Annotated in this window: 19 protein-coding genes; 6 read left to right on the top strand and 13 right to left on the bottom strand. The window is 67.8% G+C overall.

The window, feature by feature from the left end:
• Positions 1–7: 7 nt before the first annotated feature.
• From BW981_RS08290 to BW981_RS08235, 12 genes are all read right to left on the bottom strand, one after another.
• A complete protein-coding gene (locus BW981_RS08290) occupies positions 8–820 on the bottom strand; it encodes a TatD family hydrolase (RefSeq protein WP_076438046.1) in 813 nt (270 codons plus the stop codon).
• Positions 820–2379 (bottom strand): methionine--tRNA ligase, encoded by a 1560-nt coding sequence (gene metG / locus BW981_RS08285; RefSeq protein WP_076438045.1) that lies wholly within the window; start codon positions 2377–2379, stop codon positions 820–822. The genes BW981_RS08290 and metG overlap by 1 nt, the downstream gene beginning before the upstream one ends.
• Positions 2380–2401: 22 nt before the next feature.
• The gene (locus BW981_RS08280) at positions 2402–3472 is read right to left on the bottom strand and encodes a DNA polymerase III subunit delta' (RefSeq protein ID WP_076438043.1); all 1071 of its coding nucleotides are present in this window, start codon (positions 3470–3472) and stop codon (positions 2402–2404) included.
• Positions 3472–4119 (bottom strand): dTMP kinase, encoded by a 648-nt coding sequence (gene tmk, locus BW981_RS08275; RefSeq protein ID WP_076438042.1) that lies wholly within the window; start codon positions 4117–4119, stop codon positions 3472–3474. Before tmk ends, BW981_RS08280 begins: the two co-directional genes overlap by 1 nt.
• Position 4120: 1 nt before the next feature.
• Positions 4121–5356 carry a D-alanyl-D-alanine carboxypeptidase family protein gene (locus tag BW981_RS08270; RefSeq protein ID WP_083712235.1) on the bottom strand — a complete coding sequence of 412 codons (1236 nt, stop codon included), beginning with the start codon at positions 5354–5356 and terminating at the stop codon, positions 4121–4123.
• A 49-nt stretch (positions 5357–5405) separates the two neighbouring features.
• The gene (locus BW981_RS08265) at positions 5406–6569 is read right to left on the bottom strand and encodes a septal ring lytic transglycosylase RlpA family protein (RefSeq protein WP_244560269.1); all 1164 of its coding nucleotides are present in this window, start codon (positions 6567–6569) and stop codon (positions 5406–5408) included.
• 268 nt (positions 6570–6837) lie between these two features.
• Positions 6838–7122, bottom strand: coding sequence for a YciI family protein (locus tag BW981_RS08260; RefSeq protein ID WP_076438039.1), 285 nt, complete (start codon positions 7120–7122; stop codon positions 6838–6840).
• A gap of 10 nt (positions 7123–7132) precedes the next feature.
• Positions 7133–7726 (bottom strand): TetR/AcrR family transcriptional regulator, encoded by a 594-nt coding sequence (locus tag BW981_RS08255; protein WP_076438037.1) that lies wholly within the window; start codon positions 7724–7726, stop codon positions 7133–7135.
• A gap of 168 nt (positions 7727–7894) precedes the next feature.
• Positions 7895–9499: a hydantoinase B/oxoprolinase family protein gene (locus tag BW981_RS08250; protein ID WP_076438036.1), complete on the bottom strand. Its 1605-nt coding sequence runs from the start codon at positions 9497–9499 to the stop codon at positions 7895–7897.
• Positions 9499–11550: a hydantoinase/oxoprolinase family protein gene (locus tag BW981_RS08245; protein ID WP_076438034.1), complete on the bottom strand. Its 2052-nt coding sequence runs from the start codon at positions 11548–11550 to the stop codon at positions 9499–9501. Before BW981_RS08245 ends, BW981_RS08250 begins: the two co-directional genes overlap by 1 nt.
• Before the next feature lie 15 nt (positions 11551–11565).
• Positions 11566–12402, bottom strand: coding sequence for a PfkB family carbohydrate kinase (locus BW981_RS08240; RefSeq protein ID WP_076438032.1), 837 nt, complete (start codon positions 12400–12402; stop codon positions 11566–11568).
• Between the two features lie 11 nt (positions 12403–12413).
• Complete coding sequence (locus BW981_RS08235; RefSeq protein WP_076438031.1) at positions 12414–13427, bottom strand: SIS domain-containing protein; 1014 nt, start codon at positions 13425–13427, stop codon at positions 12414–12416.
• A gap of 143 nt (positions 13428–13570) precedes the next feature.
• Between BW981_RS08235 and BW981_RS08230 the strand changes: the two genes are divergently transcribed.
• Together BW981_RS08230 and BW981_RS08225 are read left to right on the top strand one after the other, a co-directional pair.
• Positions 13571–14350, top strand: coding sequence for a GntR family transcriptional regulator (locus BW981_RS08230; protein WP_076438029.1), 780 nt, complete (start codon positions 13571–13573; stop codon positions 14348–14350).
• Entirely contained in the window at positions 14350–15672 is a 1323-nt protein-coding gene (locus BW981_RS08225; RefSeq protein WP_076438027.1) for an NAD(P)/FAD-dependent oxidoreductase, read from the top strand. Before BW981_RS08230 ends, BW981_RS08225 begins: the two co-directional genes overlap by 1 nt.
• Positions 15673–15767: 95 nt before the next feature.
• Here the strand turns inward: BW981_RS08225 and BW981_RS08220 are convergent, their stop codons facing one another.
• Positions 15768–17294 (bottom strand): ABC transporter substrate-binding protein, encoded by a 1527-nt coding sequence (locus tag BW981_RS08220; protein ID WP_076438026.1) that lies wholly within the window; start codon positions 17292–17294, stop codon positions 15768–15770.
• Positions 17295–17596: 302 nt separating this feature from the next.
• Between BW981_RS08220 and BW981_RS08215 the strand changes: the two genes are divergently transcribed.
• From BW981_RS08215 to BW981_RS08200, 4 genes are all read left to right on the top strand, one after another.
• On the top strand, positions 17597–18025 hold the full coding sequence (locus BW981_RS08215) for a Rid family hydrolase (protein WP_076438024.1): 429 nt from the start codon (positions 17597–17599) through the stop codon (positions 18023–18025).
• Positions 18026–18036: 11 nt separating this feature from the next.
• Positions 18037–19194, top strand: a complete 1158-nt coding sequence (locus BW981_RS08210; RefSeq protein WP_076438023.1) for an NAD(P)/FAD-dependent oxidoreductase — start codon at positions 18037–18039, stop codon at positions 19192–19194.
• 12 nt (positions 19195–19206) lie between these two features.
• Complete coding sequence (locus BW981_RS08205; protein ID WP_076438021.1) at positions 19207–19920, top strand: SDR family NAD(P)-dependent oxidoreductase; 714 nt, start codon at positions 19207–19209, stop codon at positions 19918–19920.
• A gap of 86 nt (positions 19921–20006) precedes the next feature.
• A complete protein-coding gene (locus BW981_RS08200) occupies positions 20007–21560 on the top strand; it encodes an ABC transporter substrate-binding protein (RefSeq protein ID WP_076438019.1) in 1554 nt (517 codons plus the stop codon).
• Positions 21561–21646 lie beyond the last annotated feature (86 nt).

The raw sequence follows: 21646 nt of genomic DNA, 5'->3' as shown, positions 1-21646 counted from the left end.
CCGCGGGTCAGGCGACCTGACCGGCCGCTTGGGCGATGGGCGCCGTATGATCCATCTTCCAGTAGCAGCGCCGTGCGTTCTCGCTCGTCAGCTGGGCGGCGGCATCGACATCCAGACCGAGCGTCTCGGCGAGAACCTTCGCTGTTTCAACCACATAGGACGGCTCGTTGCGCTTGCCCCTGAACGGAACCGGGGCGAGATAGGGAGCGTCGGTCTCAACCAGCAGCCGCTCGCGCGGCACCATCCGGGCGATGCGGCGCAGGTTCTCCGAGGTCTTGAAGGTCAGGATGCCGGAAAAGGAGATGTAGAGCCCGAGCTCGACGCCCGTCATCGCCAGCGCCTCGCCGGCGGTGAAGCAGTGCAGGATGGCGGGGAAGGCGCCCTTCCCCATCTCCTCGCGCAGGATCGCGGCCATGTCCTCGTCGGCCTCGCGCGCATGGATGACGAGCGGGAGCTGCGTCGTCCGCGCAGCGGCTATATGGGTCCGCAGCCCTTGCGCCTGCGCCTCGCGCGGGCTGGAATCATAGTGGTAGTCCAGCCCCGCTTCGCCGATCGCGACGCAGCGCGGATGGCGCGACAGCTCGACCAGCCGCTCCGCCGTGACGTCGAGTTCCTCATGCGCCTGGTGCGGATGGGTGCCGACCGAGAACCAGACCGACGGGAAGCGCTCGGCGATGCCCCTGTAGGCGTCGTAGCGCGCGACCCGCGTCGAGATCGTCACCATCCGCTCCACGCCCGCCGCCTCGGCACGCGCCACATAAGCCGGCAGCTCCGCGGCGAAATCCGGGAAGTCGAGATGGCAGTGCGTATCGATCAGCATCAGGCCGCCTTGCCGTCCTCGGGTTCGACATAGCGCGGGAAGACGCCGCTCGGCGCCGGCAGCTCCGTGCCGGTCACCAGACGGTGGCCTGCGCCGAGCGCGGCGAAGTTGCGTCCCTCTGCCGAAACCGCCAGCAGATCGAGCAGCTTGCCGGCCGAGGCCGGCATCACCGGTTGGACCAGGATCGCAACCTGCCGGATCACCTCGATCGTGACATAGAGCACGGTGTCGCGCCGCGCCGGGTCGCTCTTGGACAGGCGCCAGGGTTCGTTGGCGGCGAAGTAGCGATTGGCCTCGGCCACCACCGCCCAGATCTCTGCCAGCAGCGTATGCAGGGCGAAGTCGGTCATCGCCTCGCGCGCCTTGGCAAGAGCGCCGTCGGCCATGGCGAGCATCGCCTCGTCGGCGGGGGTGAGGGCGCCGCATGAAGGCACCCTGCCCTCGCAGTTCTTGGCGATCATCGACAGCGAGCGCTGCGCCAGATTGCCGAGATCATTGGCGAGGTCGGCGTTGATGCGGCCGACGATGGCCTCGTGGCTGTAATTGCCGTCCTGCCCGAAGGAGACCTCACGCAGGAAGAAATAGCGCAGCGGGTCGACGCCATAGGTCTCGGCGAGCGCGAAGGGGTCGACGACATTGCCGAGCGACTTCGACATCTTCGTGCCCTTGTTGAGCAGGAAGCCGTGGCCGAAGACGCGCTTGGGCAGCGGCAGCCCGGCCGACATCAGGAAAGCCGGCCAATAGACCGTGTGGAAGCGCACGATGTCCTTGCCGATGATGTGGACATCCGCCGGCCAGTAATGCGCGCGCGGGCTTTCCGGATCGGGAAAGCCCGTTCCGGTCAGGTAGTTGTTGAGTGCATCGACCCAGACATACATCACATGCTTCGGGTTGCCCGGGACCGGCAGCCCCCAGTCGAAGGTGGTGCGGCTGATCGAGAGGTCCTCGAGGCCGGACTTCACGAAGGAGACGACCTCGTTCCTGCGCGTTTCGGGGGAGACGAAGTTTGGCACGTCCTCGTAGAGCTTCAGCAGCGCGTCCTGGTATTTGGCGAGGCGGAAGAAGTAGCTCTCCTCCTCCACCCACTCGACCGGGGTCCCCTGCCCTCCAAGGCGCGTTCCGCCGGGCTGAAGGGTCGTTTCTTCCTCTCCGTAGAAGGCCTCGTCGCGGACCGAATACCAGCCCGAATACTTGGCGAGATAGATGTCGCCATTGGCCTCCATCCGTCGCCAGAGCTCGTCCGTCGAGACCTTGTGGTCGGCATCGGTGGTGCGGATGAAACGGTCGAAGGAGCAGCCCAGCGCCTTCTCCATCTCGGCGAAGCGCGCGGCGATCTGGTCGACGAAGGCCTTCGGGGAGAGGCCGTTCTGCTCGGCCGTGCGCTGCACTTTCTGACCGTGCTCGTCGGTGCCGGTCTGGGCATAGACGTCATAGCCGTCCAGCCGCTTGAAGCGGGCGATCGCGTCGGCAGCCACCATCTCGTAGGCGTGGCCGATATGCGGCGGCCCGTTGGTGTAGTGGATCGCGGTCGTCAGGTAGAATTTCGGGGCCGTGGCCATCGTCGATCCGAGCGCTTACGCTTCACGCTGCGCGCGAGCGGGCAACCGCAGACGACAGATCATGAAACATTGAAATCACCAGCGGACGGCGGTCGAGATTGTAGGTCTCGACCTCGCGGGCCGCCTTCTGCAGTTTCTCCCATACCTCCGCCAGCGGTGCAAGGCGCGCCGGTTGCGCCGCAGCATGCGCGTGCAGATGGTCCGAGAGCCAGCCCTGCACCGTCTCGATCATCACGCCGAAATCGCGCTCGCCCGCCTTGCCGGCGACATCCTCGGCCAGCGCCAGCAGCGCCGAAAGGTCGATCTGCGGCAATGCGTCGAGCCGGGCCCGGACCGCCTCGACCAGAGCCAGCGTCTCCGGATCGACATAGGTGAGCGCCCGCTTCACGGAGCCTTCCGAAAGGCTCGCCGCGCGCAGCAATGCCGAGTCGTCGAACGGCGTCTCCATGCGCTGGAGCGCGATGCGGCCGGCCTCCGCCACCTGCTCCGGCGACAGCGGCTCGAAGCCCAGCAGCCGGCAGCGCGAGCGGATCGTCGGCAGCAGCCGGCCGGGCGCATGGGCGACGATCAGGAACAGCGCACGGGGCGGCGGCTCTTCCAAGAGCTTCAGCAACGCGTTGGCGGCCGGCCGGTCCATGTCCTCGGCGGAATCGACGATGCAGATGCGCCAGCCGCCTTCGGCCGCGCTCGAGCCGAAGCGGTCGATCACGCGCCGCGCAGCATCGACCGGGATGTTGCTGGTGTAGCTCTTGCCGTCGGGCTTCAGGCTGCGCCGCAGCAGATGCAGGTCCGGGTGGGAGCGCGCCATCACGCGGCGCGTCGCCGGATCGTTCTCCGGCATGGCGAGGCTCTGTGCGGTTTGCGCCCGCGTGGCGGGGTCGCCCGCCGCGAGCATGAAGCGGGCGACGCGATAGGCGAAGCTCGCCTTGCCGGTGCCCTCCGGCCCGCCCAGCAGCCAGGCATGGTGCGTCCGGCCCGAGCGCAGGGCATCGAGGAAGGCCCGCTCCTGCACCTCGTGCCCGACGAGCGCCAGCGTCTCGCGCGGATGCGGCGCGATCGGCAGGCGGTCCGGTTCGTCGGTCGTCTCGCGCATCAGCGTTCCTGAGTGTGGGTCAGGCGCTCGCTTACGACACTCCACGCGGCTTCCGCCAGTCTCTCGGGCGGCAGGCCGGCATCGAGCACGGCGCACCGCGCCGGCTCGGCCACCGCAATCGCCAGATAGGCTTCGCGCAGGCGCTGGTGGAAGCCGAGCGTCTCGCCCTCGAAACGATCGACGGCTTCGTCCGGCGCCCGGCGTTTCGCGGCGCGTGCCAGACCGATGCTCGGATCGAGATCGAGGATCAACGTCAGGTCCGGCATCACGCCGTCGATGGCGACCTGCTCCAGTTCCTGCAGGGTGGCGGCCGCGACCGCGCCGAGCACGCCCTGATAGACCCGCGTCGAATCGATGAAGCGGTCGCAGATCACCCAGTCGCCCCGCTGGAGCGCCGGCCGGATCAGGCTGTCGATATGGTCGATGCGCGCGGCCGAGAACATCAGCGCCTCGGCGAAGGCGCCCTGCTCCTTGAAGCGGCCGGAGAGGATGGCCGTGCGGATGGCTTCGGCCTTGGGAGAGCCGCCGGGCTCCCGCGTGACCACCACCCGGTGGCCTGCGCCTTCGAGGCGGTGCGCCAAAGCGCGCGCGAGCGTCGATTTGCCGGCGCCCTCCCCGCCTTCCAGCGTGATGAAGCGGCCCGCCACGTCAGCTCCGCGTGATGCGCGCGAGCGCCTGGCGCACCCAGCCGGTCGAGAGCTCGATGACGGCGTCCAGCGCGCGGCTCTGCAGCGAGCCGGGCTTCACCGTCTCGGCGGCATAGAGCGGCAGTTGGAGCGTCTTGACGTCGCCGCGCATGATGACGAGTTGCGCCACCGGATCGCCTTCCGAGACCGGCACGGCGAGCGGACCGTGATAGACGATCCGCGCGGACAGCTTGTCGGAGGTGCCCCGTGGCATCAGCAGGGCCACTGCACCCTTGGTCCTGAGCGGAACCCGCCCCTTCTCTCCGCCATAGACGCTGGCGTCGCCGACGATCTCGCCATCGGTGAAGAGCTGACGGCGCTCGAAGGCGCGAAAGCCCCATTCCAGCAGCTTCTGTGCCTCGGTCGCGCGATCGCGCGCCGTCTTCAGCCCATGGACCACGACGATCAGCCGCTGGCCGTTCTCGACCGCCGACCCGGTCAGCCCGAAGCCGACCCCGTCGAGGTCGCCCGTCTGCAGGCCGTCGGCGCCGAGATCCATCGTCAGCAGCGGGTTGCGGTTGACCTGCCGGATCTTGTTCCAGGTGAATTCGCGCTGGCCGAAGAGCCGGTAGAGGTCCGGATAGGTCTTGACGACATGGTCGGCGAGCATCGCCAGCTCGCGCGCCGTGACCTTCTGCTCCGGATCGGGCATGCCTGTGGCATTGCGGAAGACCGACTTCGTCAAGCCGAGCGCTCTCACCCGCTCGTTCATGATGCGGGCGAAGGTCGGCTCGTCGCCGGCGATCGCCTCCGCGAGCGCGATGGCCGCATCGTTGCCGGCCTGGACGATCAACCCCTGCAGGATGTCGGAGAGCTTGATGCGGCTGCGTACCGCGGCGAACATCGTGGTGCCGCGCGCGGGCGCACCGCCCTTGCGCCAGGCATTCTCGGAGATGCCGATTTCGCTGTCGAGCGTCAGCCGGCCCGCCGCGATCTCCTGAAAGACGACCAGCGCCGTCGCGATCTTGGCCATGCTGGCCGGCGCGACCGGCTCGTCCGGCGCCTTCTCGTAGAGCACGGCGCCGCTCTGCGAATCGTACAAAAAGGCGATCGGCGCCTGCGACTGGAAGGCCTGGGCCAGGACAGGCTGGGCGGCCAGCAGAAACAGCGTAGCCAGCGACCAAAGCGCCGGAAAGCGCGGCTTGCGGGAAGCCGCGCTCGAAGAAGTCTGAACGCAAGAACGGCTCGCCGCGCTCATGCCCCGCTCTGAAGCAGGGGCCGGCGGCTCCGGTCAAGCCGGCGGGCGGTCAATCGCGCGCCAGCGTCTCGAGCTGCTGCGCCGACACCTTCTTCAAGGGATGCCGCGCCGGCAGCTTGTCGAGCGCGCCCTTCTCAGGCGCCGCGAACAGGCTGGCGACGGAGCCGCGCACCGGCGGCAGCGTCGTGCGCAGCGTGGCGGGAACAGCCAGCGAGACCGGCCGGCCGGCATTGGCGATGGTGTCGAGATCGAACGGACGGCTCGGCGGCAGCGGCGCGGCCTTCGTCGGCATGCCCGAAAGCGAAACCGGCGTTGCGCCCGCGGAGGCGAGCGTCGCCATCACAGGCGCCGAGGGCTGGACCGTGCGCGGCTGCGGCGCCGCATAGGCCTGAACGACAGGCTGGCTCTGAGCCGCCTGCTGGCTTGCCGGCAGCTCCGCCTCGGCGGTCTCGATATCGGGGCTCGGCGTGCGGCTGAGCGAAGTGCCCTCGTTCGAGGCCACCATGGTGCGCGCGCTCGTGCCCGGGATCGCAGCCGGCGTCCCGTCGGTGCGCAGCGAGGCGAGCAGCAGGTTGTCGTCGGAGCCGGCAAGCGAGGCCTGGCCGAGATATTCCATCTTGATGCGGGCGGTGCCGAGATGGCGGAAGGCCAGCGCCTCGGCGGTCTTCTGCGACACGTCCATCAGGCGGTTGCCGTGGAACGGCCCGCGATCATTGACGCGCACGATGATCGAGCGGTTGTTCAGCAGGTTCGTAACCCGCGCATAGGCCGGCAGCGGCATGGTCGGGTGCGCGGCGGAAATGCTGTTGCGGTCATAGACCTCGCCATTCGAGGTCCGGCGGCCATGGAAAGCCTCGCCATACCAGGAGGCGGTCCCGACCGCGCTGTAGCCGACCGGCTTGTCGTAAGGCACGTAGCGCTTGCCCGCGACCGAATAGGCCTTGCCGATCAGCAGGCGTCCCCCGCCCTTGGGAACAGGCTCGCCGTCGGCGACGACGCGCGGGCTGGCCGCGCCGTATTTGGACTGCGGGAACGCCCCGATTTCCTTGGATTTGCGCCCGGCCACCTGATTGCCGGCGCAGTTCGCCGCGAGAAGGCCGACGAGGACGACGCAGCTCATTCGGGCGGCAGAAACGGCACGGGAGGACTGCAGCATCGGCATCGTCACGTCGGAAGGCGTATCCGCGGCCGAAAAGTCTGCGCCTCGAGTCATTCTGTCAGTCCGTCTCTTTCGCGCCAAAAACGATCGCATCGACATCGCCGCATGGACGGCAACGCCGAGTTTTCGGCCAATTCCATTAAGGGATCGTTAAGCGCCCGGCGCTGCGCGCCGACCGAAACGCATATCCCCGCGCCTCAGAGCCGGCACAGAAGTGTCGGAAAGCCGCCACATGTCAACCCGATCTATGGACGGCCGCCATTTTTCCCGAGGGGCGTGGCGAGGTGGTCACAGCATGGCCGGGGCAGAACCGCGCGGCGCCTCAGGCTTTCAGGAAGGCCAGCCGTTCATCGGTCCGCCCGGGCACGACCTCAAGGATCTCGGCGCGGACCACGCCCTCTGCCACGAACGGATCGTCCTGCACACGCGCCTCGATCGCCGTGAGGGAGGCGCCATGGGCGAGAATCGCTCCGCCCGCATTCGGCTGGAGACTGCCGACGAGAAGGAAGATTCCATCCTCGAAGCCACGCCTGATCCAGGCATTGTGCCCGTCCATCAGCGGCGGCGCCTTGGCCTTGTCGAGGAAGCGAAGGGTAATGACGAACATGATCTCTCCGTCACGAGGTGCGGCAGGATGACGAGGCGCTCGGACACTGGGCGTCGAGCCACGCGTTCATTTCCGCGACCTCGCGGCGAATGAAGCCTTCATCCCTGAAGGCGGTCGCCAGCGTCGCGACGCCCTGGCTGCGCATCAGGAGGTGAAGCGCCAGCGCCTCCGCATCGGCCGGGCGGCCGAGCGCGATGAATTGCTGCGCCAGCCAGTCGCGAAACAGGGAAAACAGGCGCGCCGCATCGTCCCTGGCGACATGCTCCAGCTTGGCAAGCTCGGAGCAGAGCGTTCCGACCGGGCAACCATGCGCCATGATCGCCGTGCGGTTCGAGACGAGAATGTTCACGAAGCTGCGGATGCGTTCGGCCGGGGAGCCGCTTTCCTGCTCCCAGACAGCCAGCAGCACCGCCGTGGCCTCGAGGCGCCGCTCGATCACGGCAGCGAGAATCGCGTCCTTGGTCTTGAAATGATAGTAGAAATTGCCTCGAGACAGGCCGACGTCGCTGGCGATGTCGGCGAAGGAGGTCGCCTCGTATCCGCGCTCGCGGAACAGTCTGTCGGCGACATCCACGATCTGCTGGCGGGTCGCGCTCGCTCCCATCGCCGACCTCCTTGCCGATGGGCCGGCTGCACGCCCGCCCATCGCTTGTAGGACACCTGACCCAATAACGAATAGGTCAAGTGTCCTAACGGGTCAACGGCCAGCGTCGCTGGCGGAGGTGGCTTGACGCCTTCGCGCGGGAACTGCGCCTCTGGACGCCTGTGCGTCTCAGAAGCGCTTCTCCGCCGAATCGCGCGCGCGCGCCTCCGCCGTGCGTTCTGCGACCGGGCCGTAGCCACCCGCGCCGGGCGTGATGATCTCGACGATCTGGCCGGGCTCGAGCGAACCGTCCCCCTTGATGAAGGGCTCGACGCCCTCGCTGAAGACGAAGGACCCGCCCTGCCCTTCGCCGCCGCCGGCGATGCCCCACGGCCGGGACTGGAGGCGCGAATTATCGATGTTGAGCCGGCACGGTGCTTCCGCGCGGTAGACGCGGCGCAGGCCCATCCCGCCCCGTTGGCGCCCCTCGCCGCCCGACCCGTCGACGAGTTCGTAGCGCAGCAGCGTCAAGGGATATTCGAGTTCCAGCGCTTCGACAGGCAGGTTGGAGGTATTGGTCATGTGGACATGGACGCCGTCGAGCCCGTCCTTGTTCGCGCGCGCACCGGAGCCGCCGCCGATCGTCTCCAGATAGACCCAGAGCTCCCCGGTGCCGGGCTGCGTGCCGGCGAAGGTCGCGCTAGCGACCGCGCCCGAGCACGCTGCGATGACGCGCTCCGGAACCGCCTGTGCGAGCGCGCCATGGATCAGGTCGACCACGCGCTGGCAGGAGGCGATGCGTCCGTTGACGGCGGCCGGGTGGACGCAGTTCAGCACCGTGCCCTCCTTCGCCTCGACCGTCAGAGGCCGCGCAAGGCCCGCATTGGGCGGGATCGTCGGGTCTGCCACCGTCTTGACGGCGTAATATACCGTCGAGAGCAGCGCCGTGTAGACCATGTTGAAGCCGGTGCGCATCTGCGCCGGCGAGTCGAAGGCGAGCTTCATCTCCTCGCCAGCGACGGTGATCTCGACCGAGAAGGTCAGCGGAGCGTCGATCTCGGGATTGTCGAAGGAATCGGAGAAGCGATAGGTGCCGTCCGGGATCGAGGCGATGCCGGCGCGCATCTTGCGCTCGGCATAGTCCTGGAGCGCCCTGCCGGCCGCCAGCACGGTCGCCTGCCCGTATTTGTCGCAGAGCGCCTTCACCCGCTCGACGCCGAGGCGGTTGGCCGCCATCTGCGCGCGCAGATCGGAGAGGCGCTCGCGCGGGACCTGGCAGTTGAGCAGGATCAGCTCCTGCACGTCCTTCATCAGCACGCCGCCATCATAGAGGCGGATCGGCGGGATGCGCAGGCCCTCCTGGTAGATATGGGCGTGACCGCGATCGGCGAAGTCGGAATGGTGCGCGGTGTTGACCGCCCAGGCGACCATTGTCCCGTCGTGGAAGACCGGCTCCGCCAGCACGATGTCGGGCAGATGCGTGCCACCGCCCTCATAGGCGTCGTTGCCGATGAAGACGTCGCCCGGCTTCATCGCTTCGATGCTGTGCCGCTTCAGGATATGCGGAATGATGCCGATGAAGGAGCCGAGATGCATCGGGATGTGCTCGGCCTGGCAGAGCGTCTGGCCTTCGACATCGAACAGTGCCGTCGAGCAGTCGCGGCGCTCCTTGATGTTGGTCGAATAGCTCGCCTTGACGAGCGCCTCGCCCATCTCCTCGGTGATCGAGGCGAAGGAGGAGCCGATGACCTCGACGGTGATCGGATCGACGGCGACGGGAGCGGTCGCGTTCATCACGGCGTCTCCAGGATCAGGTTCAGATAGGGCTCGACCGTGGCGGTCATGCCCGGCAGGAGCACGGTGGTCGAATCCATCTGCTCGATGATGGCGGGGCCGGCGATGCGATTGCCCGCCTTGAGCTTGTCGCGGTCGTAGATGGTGCAGTCGACGAAGCCGCCTGCCTCGGGAAACCAGACCTCGCGGCTGCCGATGATCGCGTGCTCCGAAGCCGGGCCGGCATCGGGCTGCGGCCGGAACTGCGCCTTGGGCACGAGGCCGATCGCCTCGACGCGGTAGGTAACGAGCTGGACCGTCTCGCCCTCGGCGACGAAGCCGTAGAGCCGCTGATGCGCCTCGGCGAAGCCTTCGCCAAGAGCCGTGATGGTGGCGGGACCGATCGGCCCGTCCGGCACGTCGATCGCAAGCTCGTAATTCTGGCCCTGGTAGCGCAGATCGGCGGTGCGGCGCAGGCGCCTGTCGGCAGGCGCGACGCTCTCCTCGGCGAACCAGTGCTCCGCCTTCTCCTCCAGCGCGGCGAAGGCCTCGGTCATCGCGGGCACGAGATCCTCCGACAGCGGCGCGAGCCGCGTCGTCGCGAAATTGGCGCGCAGATCGGTCAGCAACAGGCCCAGCGCACAACCGATGCCAGGATTGCGCGGCACGATGATGCGCTTCATCTCCAGCTCGCGCGCCAGCCTCGCCGCATGCAGCGGCCCCGCCCCGCCGAAGGCGACAAGGGCGTAATCGCGCGGATCATGCCCGCGCTGGACGCTGATGACGCGGATCGCCTTGGCCATGTTCGCGGTGACGACGGAAATGATGCCCTGCGCCGTCGCCATCAGGTCGAGCCCGAGCTGATCGGCGAGCCTGCCGATCGCCTGCCTGGACAGAGCCTGATCGATCGGCATCCGCCCGCCGAGCAGATGCGTCGGATTGAGCGTCTGGAGCACGACATTCGCGTCGGTGACGGCAGGCTCGGTCGCGCCGCGGCCATAGCAGACTGGCCCCGGATCGGCGCCGGCCGAGCGCGGCCCGACCTTGAGCAACCCGCCGGAATCGATCGCCGCCAGCGAACCGCCGCCGGCGCCCACCGTGTGGATGTCGAGCATCGGCGCCTTGATCGGATAGCCATGGACGATCGCGTCGCTGGCCGATTTCGCCTCGCCGCCGCGGAGCAGCGCCACATCCGAGGAGGTCCCGCCCATGTCGAAGGTGATGAGGTTCTCGATGCCGGTCATGGCGCCGATGGCCTGCGCCGCGACGACGCCGGTGGAGGGTCCGGACAGCACGGTGCGGACGGGCAGGCGCGCGGCCATGTCGAAGCCGATGACGCCGCCATTGGACTGCGTCAGATGCGGCGTCGCCTTGAGCCCGAGCTCCTTCAGCCTTTCGGCGAGGCGGCGGATATAGCCCTGCATCACCGGCCCGAGATAGGCGTTCACCGCCGCGGTCGAGATCCGCTCGTATTCTCGGAATTCCGGCGCCACCTCGTGCGAGCAGCAGACGAAGACCTCGGGAAATTCCTTCTCGACGATGCGCTTGGCGATCTGCTCGTGGTCGGGCCGCACGAAGCCGTAGAGGAAGCCGATTGCGATCGCCTTGACGCCCGCGGCCTTGAGAGCACGCGCCGCCTCGCGCACGCCATCCTCGTCGAGCGGGATCTCGACCGAGCCGTCATGGCGCACCCGCTCCTTTACGCCGAAGCGCAGGTCGCGCGTCACCAGCGGCGGGGCCTTGTCGGCCTGGAGATCGTAGAGGTCGGGCCGCTTCTGCCGGCCGATTTCGAGCAGGTCGCGGAAGCCGTCGGTGGTGATGAGCCCCGCCTTGACGCCGCGGTGCTGGATCAGCGCATTGGTGCCGACGGTGGTGCCGTGGCCGAAATAGGTCACCTCGGATGCAGAGGCGCCGACGCGCTCGGTCCCCTCCTGCGTGCCGCGCGCAATGGCGCGGGACGGGTCGTCAGGCGTCGAGGGAACCTTCCAGACGGCGACCTCGCCGCTGGCGTCGTCGAACAGGCAGACATCGGTGAAGGTGCCGCCCGAGTCGATCCCGATCCGCCAGGCCATTGACGATGTCCTCCCTCAAGAAACGGCGGCTTCGGCCGGCGACCACGTCGCACCATGGCCGAAACCGCCCTGATATCCGCAAACCTGCGCCGCATGATCGGCGCCCGCCGCCAGCGCTGCGTCCATCGGGGCGCCGGCCAATATGGCCATCAGGAAGGCGGCGATGAAACCGTCGCCCGCGCCGAGGGTGTCGACGACAGGCGCAGGGCTGATGCCATGGCCATGGAAGCGCCCTGCGCTCAGCGCCATCGAGCCGCGTGCGCCGCGCGTGACCACAGCCATGCCGGCGCCGAGCGTCACGCAGCGGCCCAGCAGGCCACGGCACTCCTCGTCGGACGCCGCCGGATAGGACAGGAACGCGATATCGACGGCTGGAAGCGTCGCGGCGAGGTTTTCGTCCGTCCAGCGTTCGGAGAAGTCATAGGACAGGCGCCGCGCCGCATCGCGCACGATGGCAAGCGCCTCGCCCAACTCGCTGTAGACGCTCGAATGAACGAGATCATAGCCGGCTATGTAGGCGCGATCCTCCGCGTCGAACGGTCCCCATTCGCCGCGCACTCCGCGCTCGGACCGCAGGAAGCGCCGGTCCTGCCCGTCATGGCCGATAAAGGCCCGGGCATTGGCTCCCGGCCGGACCCGGCAGCGCGTCGTATCGACCTTCTCCGCCCGCAGCGCGCCGCAGAGCAGCATGCCGGCCTCGTCCGCGCCGAGGCAGCCGAGATAGCCCGTCTCCGCGCCCAGCCGCCGCGCGAGCACTGCGACGTTGACGGCGTTGCCGCCCGGAAACTGCAGGCCGCGATCGACATAGGTGTCGACCGTATTGTCGCCGAGGCCGAGCAGGCGCACAGGCATCAGGTCACCCTTCAGTAAGCCACCTTCCACATATAGCGGCGCGTCGAGAGCGGCTGGTTGTGCAGCACCGAGAGATGCGCGGCCATGCGCTTCAACGCCGCCTGGAGGATGTAGGGCGCGACGATCGGGCGGATTGCGGGGTCGATGCCGGCCATCGCGAAATCGCGGGAATCGTATTTCATCACCCGGCCGGCATGGCTGTCGCAGAAGGTTGCGACGCGCTCCATCAGCGGGCGGCTGCGGTCCTCGCCCGTGATGAGGATCAGCGGGGTCTGCTTGTCGACGATCTCGAAGGGGCCGTGGAAGAACTCGGCCGCCTCGATCGGGTAGGAATGCAGCCAGAGCATCTCCATCAGGATGCAGACGCCGAAGACATAGGCGGTGGTGAAGCAGGGGCCGGCGGCGACATGGTAGAAGTGCCGGTCCTGCGCGAATTCGCGCGCGTCGGCGGCCGCCCGCGCCTCGTTCTGCTCAGCCGCATCGCAGAGCGCCGCCGGCAGCGCGTCGAGCGAGGCCATCAGCTTGTCGGCCAGTGGCCAGTCGTCCTTGCCGGCCATCAGCCCACCGATCAGGGCCTGCATCACCATGAACATCGCCGCGAAGGATTCGCTGGTGTCGCCGACGAGGAAATGCCGCGGCACGGCCTGCGCCAGCGGCCTGTCGCCATACTGGCTGAAGGCGACGACCTTGCAGGGCCTGCCCTTCAGGAAATGCGCCGCAGCGACGGTCTCGGGCGTCGTCCCGGACTTCGAGGCGAGCACCACCAGCGTCCGCCCATCCAGCCGCGGCGGATCGATTGCCATGAACTCGGCCGGGAAATAACGCCGCACCTCGATGGCGGGCGAATAGTGCTCCAGCCAGTACTTGATGCCGAGCATGGCGCGGTTGGCCGAGCCGGCGGCAACGAAATAGACGCGGTCGATCTCGCCGGCCAGCGAACGCCCCAGTTCGAACGCCTCGGGCAGAGCGGCGCGGGCAGGACCGAAGCTCGGCTCGACGGCGGCACGATCGAAAGCGATGGACATGAGCGGCTTCTCGGCTTGGGCTTGAATTGGTATACACCAATCACCTATACCAATTGCTGTCAACCAATGCCCGGCCGCCTCTTTCGGCGGCGCCGCGCGGACGCTAACAAGATGAAGTTCCATCCCTGATCGAGCCGCGCGAGATGCCCGAAGCCGCGAAAGCCCGCAAACCGATCTATGTCGAGGTGCAGGACTATGTGCTCGACCTGATCAACGGACCGGATTACGGGCCGGGTGACCGCATTCCCTCGGAGCGCGCGCTCGCCGACACGCTCGGCTTCAACCGTATGACGGTCCGCAAGGCCATCGACCGGCTGGTCGAGCGCAATGTGCTCGAGCGCAACGGCACCAGCGGCACGCGCGTGCCGCTCGTCCAGGTGACGCGGCCGATCGAGGTCCGCTCGACGCTGGGCATTACCCGCCTGATCCGCAATGCCGGCGGCAATCCGGGCACCCGCCTCCTCCACTTCGCCGAGGAGCCCGCGAGCCCGAGCGTGGCGCAGCGGCTGTGCGTCGCGCCCGGCACGGCCCTCGTGATGTTCCGGCGCCTGCGCAGCGTCAATGACGAGCCCTTCTGCATCGAGACGAGCTGGCTGCCGGCCGAGCGTGTCCCCAGCCTCGTCGCCGAGGACCTGATCGCCGGGCAATCGCTCTACGACCTGCTGCGCGAGCGCTACAGGCTGACGGTCACAGCCGACCAGCGCGAGATTTCGGTCGGCACCGCGACAGAGCTCGAAGCGCGCCAGCTCGCATTGAAGACCGGCGCACCGACCCTGGTGTTGAGGCTCGTCGCGCATGACGCCGATGGCAGGCCGATCGAATACATGAAGTCGGTCAATCATCCGCATCACGTCGTCTTCCGCAGCAGCGGGGGCGGAGACGGGCGGACGGCCGAGGCGGGCACTGAGCGGGGGACGGACTGATGGGGATCACCATCGAGACAATCGAGCGTGACGACAGCTTGCCTGCGGCAAGCGATGTCGTGGTCATCGGCGGTGGCATCATCGGCATCGCCACGGCCCTCTTCCTGGCGCGAGAGGGCATCTCCGTGACCGTCTGCGAAAAAGGCGAGGTCGGTCACGAGCAATCCGGCCGCAACTGGGGCTGGGTCCGCGTCATGGGCCGCGACCCCGGCGAAATTCCGCTCGGCCTCGAAAGCATGCGGCTCTGGGAGGATATGGACCGGCTGGTCGGAGGCGACACCGGCTTCACCCGCTCCGGCATCGTCTACGTCGCCGACACGCCGGCCAAGCTCGCCGAGCATGAGGCCTGGCTGGAGCATGCGAAGCAATACCAGCTCGACTCCCGCCTGCTGAGCGCGCGCGAGATCGACAGTGTCGTGCCCGGCGGAAAGCGGGCCTTCGCGGGCGCCCTCTTCACACCGAGCGATGCCCGTGCCGAGCCTCAGAAGGCGGTGCCGGCGATGGCCCGCGCGCTGCGCCGCCATGGCGGCACGGTGCTGACGCGCTGCGCCGTACGCGGGATCGAGACCGCGGCCGGCCGCGTCAGCGCCGTGGTGACCGAGCGCGGCCGCATCGCCTGCCAGCGAGTCGTGCTGGCAGGAGGAGCCTGGTCGCGGCTCTTCCTCGGCAATCTCGGGATCGACCTGCCTTCGTTGAAGGTGCTGGGCTCGGTGCTGCGGACCGCGCCGATGGAGGGCCCGCCGGTCCACGCCGTGGGTGCATCAGACTTCGCCTTCCGCAAGCGTCAGGACGGCGGCTACACCATCGCCCATCGCGGCGCGAGCGTGGCGGAGATCGTGCCCGACAGCTTCCGGCTGATGCGCGATTTCCTGCCCTCGCTGATGCGGCAGCGTCACGAGCTGAGACTGAAGCTGGGCCGCCGCTTCCTCACCGAAGCGGCGACCGCGAAGCGCTGGAGCCTCGACGAGACGACCCCGTTCGAGCGCGAGCGCATCCTCGACCCGGAACCGTCGCAGGCAATCCTGAAGGAGGCGCAGGCCAATCTCGTCGCGGCCTTTCCGGCCTTCGCCGGAATGAAGATCGCGCAGGCCTGGGGCGGGCTGATCGATGCGACGCCGGACGCCGTGCCGGTGATCGGCGAGGTGCCGCGCCTTCCAGGCCTTGTGCTCGCCTGCGGCTTCTCCGGCCATGGCTTCGGCATCGGCCCGGGCGCAGGCCGGCTCATCGCCGATCTGGTCTCCGGCAAGACGCCGGTGATCGACCCGCAGCCCTTCCGTCTCGACCGGTTCGAACGGCTGAAGCGGACGACGCAAGCGGCTTAGCGCTCGCCGGTCACGCGGGAACACTGCGTCATCCCGGGCTCGACCGGGATGACGGTGGCTTCGTGTGGATCCGGCAGGCTCCGGCGCGTGCCGGCTCAGGCCAGCGAGGTCTCCTCCATCGAGTAGGCGGAAAAGAAGTTCGTGCTGCCGGGATAGCTCTTGAAGCCGGTTACGCCCTTGGCCATGCCGTAACCCTGCGAGCGCCAGGCGAGGCCGACCAGCGGCGCCTGCTTCAGCGCGACGGTTTCGAGCTCCGCATAGATCGCCTTGCGTTTGGCCGGATCGAACTCGGCGCGGCCCTTGGCGAAGAGCATGTGCATCTCCGGGGTCGGGATCTGCCAGCTGCGGGCCATGTTGGGCGGCAGGTCGCCGTCGATCAGGGGGGCGAGCCCGTCCGGATCGTTGTTGTCGGCGGTGGTGCCCTGCACCATGAATTCGTAGCGGCCCTTGCCGGCGGCATCCACGCGCCCGGCCCAGTCGGGCAGGTTGAGCTTCACCTCGATCCCGATCTCGGAGAGATGCGCCTGCACGATCTCCGCCGTCGATTTGTGCATGCCGTATTGGGCGGTCGAGAGCAGCGTGCAGGAGAAGCCGTTGGCGACGCCCGCCTCCGCCATCAGCTTCTTCGCCTTGTCCTTGTCATAGGCCCAGTATTTCGACCGCGCCTCGTCGAACCAGAGGCTGCCGGGTGCGATCGGGATGCCCTCGAGCTTGCTGCCCCGGCCGAAGAAGGCCGCCTGGACGATTTCCTCGCGCCTGACCGCATGGGCCACGGCCTGCCTCAGGCGCACATCCTTGAACGGCCCGCTGCCGCCATTGAAATTGAGGCCCATGAAAGGGCCGTCCGTCGCCACCAGCGACAGGCGCGGATCCTTCTCGATCGCGTTCATATGCTGCCAGGGCACGTATTCGATCAGGTCGACATCGCCGGCCTGAAGCGCCGCCACACGCAGATTCTCGTCGGCATAGGCGGTGAGCTTCACGCCTGCGAGCTTCGGCAGGCCGGGCTTGTAGTACTTGTCGAACTTTGCGACCTCGATCGAGACCCCGCGCTCCTGCCCCTTCAGCGTGAACGGGCCGGCGCCGATGCCGAGGCCGGCCCGGCCTTCGATCGAATCCTTTGCGATGATCGGCATATGCGGGCTCGCCAGCCAGATCGGGAGCGTGACCGTCGGCTCCTTCATCACGATCCGCACCGTGCGCGGATCGGGCGTCTCGATCCTGTCCACGCCGCCGAACTCGGCCTTCATGAAGGCGGTGGAATTCGGCGCCGCCACCTGCTCCAGCGTCCACTTCACATCCTCAGCCGTCACCGGCTTGCCGTTGTGGAAGGTCGCCTCCCGCAGCTTGAAGACCCAGCCGGTCGGCCCATCCTGCGTCCAGCTCTCGGCGAGTTCCGGACGAACCTCGCCCTTCTCGTCGAAGCCCGTAAGGCCCCGGAAGATCAGCAGCTTGACCGTCAATGCAGCGGTGCCTGTGTGCATCCAGGGCTGCATGCTGGGCGGGAAGCTGGAGAGGGCGAAGCGCAGGACCTTGCCGGGCGCTTGAGCCCGCGCCTTCAGGCCCAGAAGCGGCAGAGCGGCGCCTGCGGCGAGCAGACCGCGACGAGAGATCGACACCATCGGATACCCCTCTTTTTATGGTCGGTCTGGCGACCGCAGGGGCAGAATGATTTGGTGTATACCAGCTTGTCAACGTCGCGCAGGTTGCCGCAGGAGCAGGACGATGCACCGGGCCGAAGGACGCAAAGCATCTCGCGCTGCAGCGCGTTTTTTCGCTGCAGCGCGGCCGAAAAAAGAGGCGGAGCACGGCAACGGGCTGCTTGACAGCCCGGATTGCGTCAAATGGTATACACCAGTCAGGTACCGGATGCGCCCGGCGGAAACACCGTGCGGGGCATCGCTCATCGTCTGTCGAGGCCGTCATGAACGAGATCGTCAAAGTCAAATCCGGCAGCAAATACGAGACGCTGAACAGCTACTCGCGCGTCGTCGTCGCCGGCGACATGATCTTCGTGTCGAACACGGCCGGCCGGAACTACAAGACCCGCGCCATTGCGCCCGACGCCAAGGGCCAGGCGGAACAGGCCTTCAGCAATGTCGAGGGCGCGCTGGCGGCGGTCGGCGCCTCGTTGAAGGATGTCGTGGCGGTCAAGGTCTTCGTCCCCGACATCGCCGACATGGACGAGGTCAACGAGGTCGTCGGCCGTAAGTTCAGGGGCATCGACCCGGCCAACACCACCACCTGCACCCCGCTTGGCCAGCCCGAACTCAAGGTTGAGTTCGAGATGACCGCCTATAAGCGCCGCCGGCCCGAAGAAGCCGAGACGCGCCTGACCGTCGACCTCTCCTGAGACGGCAGACGATGCCGGAGGTCGTCATCGTCGGAGGCGGCATCAGCGGCGCCGCTGCCGCCTATGAGATCGCCCGAGCCGGTCATTCGGTCACGCTGTTCGAGGCGCGCGAGCTCGCGGCGATGGCCTCCGGCTGGACCCTCGGCGGGGTGCGCCAGTCCGGCCGCGATCCCGCAGAGCTGCCGCTGGCCCGCGCCGCCGTGGAGCGCTGGAGCGGGCTCGACGAGGAACTCGGCGCCGCCACCGGCTATCGCCGCAAGGGCAATCTGCGTCTGGCCCGCACCGAGGCTGAGGCGGAGATCATCCGCAACCTCGTCTCGGATCAACGGGCTCTCGGCCTCGAGATCGAATACCTCGCCGGTCAGGAAGCTATCCACGCCGTGGCGCCAGCGATCGGCCCGAGCATCCTGGCAGCTTCCTTCTGCCCGGGCGACGGCCATGCCGACCCGGTACCGTCCACGCGCGCTTTCGCCGCGGCAGCGGTGCGTCACGGCGCCGTCATCCGCGAAGGCACGCCAGTGCGGGCTCTTCTGCGGCAGGGCGAGCGCGTCACGGGCATCGAAACCGCCTCCGGCGAGCGCATCGAGGCGGACAGGGTCGTGCTCGCGACGGGCATCCATGCGCCGGAGCTGCTCGCCCCGCTGGGCTTGTCGCTCCCGCTCGCGGTGAAGCGCGTCTGCGTCCTGCAGACCGTGCCGCTGCCGCCGGTCTTCGAGCAGGTGTTCGGCGTCGCCAATGCCGACGCCGCCGGGCGGCAGGAGGTCGATGGCCGTCTGCGCGTGACCACCGGCATCGGCGACTGGCCGCACGAGCCGGCCGGCTGGAACGCCGACAGCCTCGCCCCGCGCACGGTCGACATCGCCACCTTGATCGGTCGTGTCTCGCCGATCCTGCCGGCCATCGCGGAAGCCGGGCTGGCGCGGGTCTGGGGCGGGCTGATCGACCTCACGCCCGATGCGCTGCCCGCGATCGATGCCCGCACGGGAATCGAAGGACTGGTGCTCGCCGCCGGCTTCTCCGGCCATGGCTTCGGCATCGGCCCGGTCACCGGAGAGATCGTGGCCGACCTGGCGCTGGGCCGTCAGCCGCGCTTCGACCTGTCCCCGTTCGAGCTTGGCCGATTCGCCGGTCGCTCCGCACCGGCCGCCCCGCTGAGCCTGCATGGCTGAGGAGTTTTCGAGATGCTGAGTCCTCGGGGACGCGTGATCCTGATCTCCGGCGCCAATCGCGGCATCGGCCGGGCTGCGGCAGAAGCGCTTCATCGCGCGGGCTATCACCTCAGCCTGGGAGGCCGCGACCTCACCTCGCTGAAGACGATGACGGCCGGCTGGGACGCCGAGCGCCTCCACATCGCCCGCTACGATGCGGCCGACTGGTCGAGCCACCGCGCCTGGATCGATGCAGCGGTGGGGCGTTTCGGGCGGATCGACGGGCTCGTCAACAATGCCGGCATGCACAGCTCCATGACCCTGCGCGCGCCCGACGAGGCCGTGCTCGACGCGATCTGGGCGGCGAACTGCAAGGGCCCGCTCAACCTGATCCATTGCGCCTTGCCTCATCTGGAGGCCAGCGGCAGCGGGCGGATCGTCAATGTCGCCTCGCTGTCGGGCAAGCGCGTCCGCAACGATCATCTCGCCTACAACATGACCAAGCACGCGATGATAGCGCTCAACCATGCGGCCCGGCGCATCGCCTGGGGCAAGGGCGTGCGGGCGACGGCGCTGTGCCCCTCCTTCGTGCGCACCGACATGACGGCGTCGAGCACCGCGCTCGCCCCCGAGGCGATGACGCAGCCGGCTGACCTTGCGGAATTGGTTGTCACGCTGCTGGCCTTGCCCAACAATGCGACCGTCGCCGAATTGCTCGTCAACTGCCGGCTGGAGGACACGCTCTAGAGGTTTCCGACCGCCACCGGGCGCCGGCCTGCGCGCGATGGCTTGAGAACGCGATCACCAATCAACGACAAAAGCAGGGGATCATCATGACAAGACGTGTTTCGCTCTTCGCCGCGCTGGTGGCCGGCGCGCTGCTCAGCAGTCCGGCGCTGGCCCAGAAGACGGTGCTGACGGTCGGCATGCAGAGTTCAGACGCAGGCGTGCTCGACCCGCATCTCAATTCCGGCACGCCCGGCAAGGCGATGCTGCAGTGGATGTTCAACGGGCTGGTGCGCATCAAGCCGGGCCAACTCTCGCCCGAATTCATCGAGCCCGACCTCGCCGAAAGCTGGACGAGCTCGGCAGACGGCAAGGAATGGACCTTCAAGCTGCGCCAGGGCGTGCAGTGCCATCACGGCTATGGCGAGTTCACCTCGGAGGACGCGGTCTATTCGCTGAAGCGCGCCGCCAGCAAGGAGAGCTCGGCCTTCTCCTCGGACTACGCAGCGGTCGACAAGATCGAGGCGCCCGACAAATACACGGTCAAGATCACGCTGAAGCAGGTCATCCCCAGCCTGCTCGGTATCGTCATGAACTACCATGGCGGCAACATGGTCTGTAAGAAGGCCGCCGAGGAGCTGGGCAAGGAAGGCTTCGCCAAGAAGCCCGTCGGCACCGGCCCGTTCATGTTCTCCGAATACGTGCCGCAGCAATACGCAAAGCTCGTCGCCAACCCGAACTACTTCCGCGGCAAGCCGAAGCTGACCGAGATCCTCTACCGCTTCATCCCCTCGGATTCCTCGCGCGACCTCGCCTTCCAGTCCGGTGAGCTCGACATGATGCTCGGCCGGCAGGAGCAGGCCTGGGTCGACCGCATGAACGCTATCCCCGGCGTCAAGGTGGTGGCGATGGGCCCGGCCGAGATGTCGGTGCTGCATCTGAACCAGAGCCAGCCGCCGCTCGACAACCTCAAGGTCCGCCAGGCGATCGCCTACGCGATCGACCGCAATGCGATCTGGCAGTTCCGCGGCAAGAACATCTCGCGCCCGGCCGTCTCGGTCGTGCCGTCCGGCTATCTCGGCACGGACGAGAAGGCCCCGCTCCTGCCTTACGACCTCGCCAAGTCCAAGGCCCTGCTGGCCGAGGCGGGCTTCCCGAACGGCATCACCATCAAGGCGATCAACACCACCCTGCCCTCGATGCTGAGCTTTACCGAAGCCGTGCAGGCGCTGCTGAAGAAGGCGAACATCACCCTGGAAATCCAGCCGGTCGAGCATGCGACCTTCCACCAGCAAATCCGGCAGGACCTCTCGCAGGTCGTGCATTTCCAGGCTGCGCGATTCCCGGTGGCGGATGTCTATCTCTCCCAGTTCTTCCACTCGCGGGCGACCGTGAAGACGCCGACCGCGGTGACGAACTTCTCCCACTGCAAGGTGGCCGATGCCGAGATCGACGCGGCCCGCTCCGAGACGGACAAGGCCAAGCAGCTCGCGCTCTGGAAGACGGCGCAGGAGAAGATCATCGCCGATGTCTGCGCCATTCCGGTCAACGAGATGATGCAGCTCTGGGCCTACAAGGACAACCTCGACCTCGGCTACGAGCTCAAGGCCTCGCTCAATCTCGGCCCGCCGGTGCTGGAGACCACGCGCTTCACGAAGTGAGGTGGCGGTCTGGGCGCGTCATTCTCGGGCTTGCCCCGAGAATCTCGTGCCCGATGAGTCTCGGAAGCTCGTCAAAAGATGCCCGG

It is taken from the genome of Allobosea sp. TND4EK4, assembly GCF_900156025.1.
Lineage (GTDB): Bacteria > Pseudomonadota > Alphaproteobacteria > Rhizobiales > Beijerinckiaceae > Allobosea.
The sequence above is the reverse complement of the archived record's forward strand: the minus strand, read 5'-3'. Positions and strand labels throughout refer to the sequence as shown.

Coding starts and splice junctions, on each gene's coding strand:
- BW981_RS08290 (WP_076438046.1), bottom strand. CDS start 820: ATGCTGATCGATACGCACTGCCATCTCGACTTCCCGGATTTCGCCGCG.
- metG (WP_076438045.1), bottom strand. CDS start 2,379: ATGGCCACGGCCCCGAAATTCTACCTGACGACCGCGATCCACTACACC.
- BW981_RS08280 (WP_076438043.1), bottom strand. CDS start 3,472: ATGCGCGAGACGACCGACGAACCGGACCGCCTGCCGATCGCGCCGCAT.
- BW981_RS08270 (WP_083712235.1), bottom strand. CDS start 5,356: ATGAGCGCGGCGAGCCGTTCTTGCGTTCAGACTTCTTCGAGCGCGGCT.
- BW981_RS08265 (WP_244560269.1), bottom strand. CDS start 6,569: ATGACTCGAGGCGCAGACTTTTCGGCCGCGGATACGCCTTCCGACGTG.
- BW981_RS08260 (WP_076438039.1), bottom strand. CDS start 7,122: ATGTTCGTCATTACCCTTCGCTTCCTCGACAAGGCCAAGGCGCCGCCG.
- BW981_RS08255 (WP_076438037.1), bottom strand. CDS start 7,726: ATGGGAGCGAGCGCGACCCGCCAGCAGATCGTGGATGTCGCCGACAGA.
- BW981_RS08250 (WP_076438036.1), bottom strand. CDS start 9,499: ATGAACGCGACCGCTCCCGTCGCCGTCGATCCGATCACCGTCGAGGTC.
- BW981_RS08245 (WP_076438034.1), bottom strand. CDS start 11,550: ATGGCCTGGCGGATCGGGATCGACTCGGGCGGCACCTTCACCGATGTC.
- BW981_RS08240 (WP_076438032.1), bottom strand. CDS start 12,402: ATGCCTGTGCGCCTGCTCGGCCTCGGCGACAATACGGTCGACACCTAT.
- BW981_RS08235 (WP_076438031.1), bottom strand. CDS start 13,427: ATGTCCATCGCTTTCGATCGTGCCGCCGTCGAGCCGAGCTTCGGTCCT.
- BW981_RS08230 (WP_076438029.1), top strand. CDS start 13,571: ATGCCCGAAGCCGCGAAAGCCCGCAAACCGATCTATGTCGAGGTGCAG.
- BW981_RS08225 (WP_076438027.1), top strand. CDS start 14,350: ATGGGGATCACCATCGAGACAATCGAGCGTGACGACAGCTTGCCTGCG.
- BW981_RS08220 (WP_076438026.1), bottom strand. CDS start 17,294: ATGGTGTCGATCTCTCGTCGCGGTCTGCTCGCCGCAGGCGCCGCTCTG.
- BW981_RS08215 (WP_076438024.1), top strand. CDS start 17,597: ATGAACGAGATCGTCAAAGTCAAATCCGGCAGCAAATACGAGACGCTG.
- BW981_RS08210 (WP_076438023.1), top strand. CDS start 18,037: ATGCCGGAGGTCGTCATCGTCGGAGGCGGCATCAGCGGCGCCGCTGCC.
- BW981_RS08205 (WP_076438021.1), top strand. CDS start 19,207: ATGCTGAGTCCTCGGGGACGCGTGATCCTGATCTCCGGCGCCAATCGC.
- BW981_RS08200 (WP_076438019.1), top strand. CDS start 20,007: ATGACAAGACGTGTTTCGCTCTTCGCCGCGCTGGTGGCCGGCGCGCTG.